Consider the following 457-nt stretch of genomic DNA (forward strand, 5'->3'; position numbering starts at 1 on the left):
CCGTTCTCGCTGATGTAGATGTTCTCGATGTTCCAGATTTTCGCGGCAAGCCGCGGCGCCCAGTAGATCACCTCGGGGCCAACCCGCAGCCATTCCGAATTCATGTGCGGGAACGAGGTGGGGAACGGCAGCACGTGGAAGCCAGGCGCGCTGTCGGAGGCCGTGACGTAGTATTGCGGCGCATAGATATTGAGGCCGACGAAGTCGTTCGGCGTGCCGATGATCTTCAATTCCTCGGCGGTGAATTTCGGCGCGTCCGCGCCGGCATAGGCCAGAAAGCCCTCGGTGTATCTGCCCTCCAGCACCACGCCGAGGAAGCCCGCATTGAGCTCGCGCGTCGCGCTCTCGGCGGCGCGAATGTTTTCCGGCGTCGCTATCGCCGGCACGCAGGCGGCGATGTTCTCGGCCGCCCCGACGCGGGTGCCGGCGCGGCCGGAGGCGCGGATCGCCTGCACGG

At 66.1% G+C, this 457-nt stretch carries 1 protein-coding gene; it reads right to left on the reverse strand.

Annotated features, from left to right (window positions below):
* The coding region (locus tag AABA86_RS32480; protein ID WP_338309668.1) for a family 1 glycosylhydrolase at positions 1 to 457 on the reverse strand (457 nt) is incomplete at both ends.

The sequence above is a fragment of the Bradyrhizobium sp. TM233 genome (assembly GCF_036247965.1).
Lineage (GTDB): Bacteria > Pseudomonadota > Alphaproteobacteria > Rhizobiales > Xanthobacteraceae > Bradyrhizobium > Bradyrhizobium ottawaense.